1 protein-coding gene and 1 pseudogene are annotated in these 1086 nt (G+C 37.2%); both read left to right on the forward strand.

The window, feature by feature from the left end; all coding sequences use genetic code 11:
- Positions 1-57: 57 nt before the first annotated feature.
- Positions 58-727: pseudogene (locus O9324_RS22845) on the forward strand (RNA-guided endonuclease InsQ/TnpB family protein); the annotation flags it as partial.
- Between the two features lie 106 nt (positions 728-833).
- Positions 834-1086, forward strand: a 253-nt coding sequence (locus O9324_RS22850) for a transposase family protein (protein ID WP_288141389.1), incomplete at its 3' end; no start/stop codon positions are given.

Here is a 1086-nt window from a genome sequence, read left to right on the forward strand (position 1 = left end):
TGACAATCCGATGCTCTACAGGTTAACTTAAAATAAGTTGTTTGAGGTCGATAAACAATGATTGTCTTAGAAATGAAAGCCGTGGTCAAACCAAGTCAGTGTTCTGCCATTGATGAAGCTATTCGTACAGTACAATTCATCAGAAACAAAGCATTAAGGCTTTGGATGGATGCCAAGAGAGAAGACAAAATCGATAAATATTCTCTCAATAAATATTGTGCAGTTCGCGGCCATTCAGTTCAAGTTTGTCGATACTCTAAATTCTACTGCTAGACAAGCATCGGCCGAACGAGCTTGGTCAGCTATTGCTCGTTTTTATGACAATTGTAAGAAAAAGGTTAAAGGTAAAAAAGGTTATCCCAAGTTTCAGAAAAATAATCGTTCTGTGGAATATAAAAACTCTGGGTGGAAACTATCTGATGATAGAAAGAAAATAACTTTCACAGATAAGAAAAACATTGGCACGGTTAAACTGAAAGGAACCAGAGACTTAAACTTTTACCCTCTAGACCAAATTAAACGAGTTAGGATTGTTAAACGAGCAGATGGTTATTATGTCCAATTCTGTCTTAGCGTTGATATCCGGGAATACGCTAAACCCCTAGAACCAACAAAGAAATGTGTGGGATTGGATGTAGGTTTAAAAGTTTTCTACGCTAACAGTGATGGGGAAACAGTAGAAATACCGCAATACTATCGCCAAGCAGAAAAAAGATTAAACCGACTGACCCCCCCTTGCCCCTAGGGCTGTTTCATTCTCCCATCAGAATATCAAAAGTAAAAGCGATCACTATCTTTGTAAAATGAGAAGTGACCGCCAACTTTTTAAATATATGTTGAGCTTAATAGAAAAACTAAAACAAGTCAAGGACTTTCGGAAAGATAAAGGAAAAAGACACCCTTTATGGATAGTATTAGTAGTAATAATACTAGGAACAATGCTAGGATACTCAGGTTATAGAGAACTAGGAGAGTTTGCTAAAAATAATCGGCACAGGCTCAGTAAAGAATTTAACATAATTCCAGAAAGAGTCCCGTCCTATTCAACAATTAGAAGGGTAATGATGGGAGTTGACTGGCAGAGTT

The sequence above is a fragment of the Microcystis sp. LE19-84.1B genome, assembly GCF_027531875.1.
In the GTDB taxonomy this organism is placed as follows: Bacteria; Cyanobacteriota; Cyanobacteriia; order Cyanobacteriales; family Microcystaceae; genus Microcystis; species Microcystis panniformis.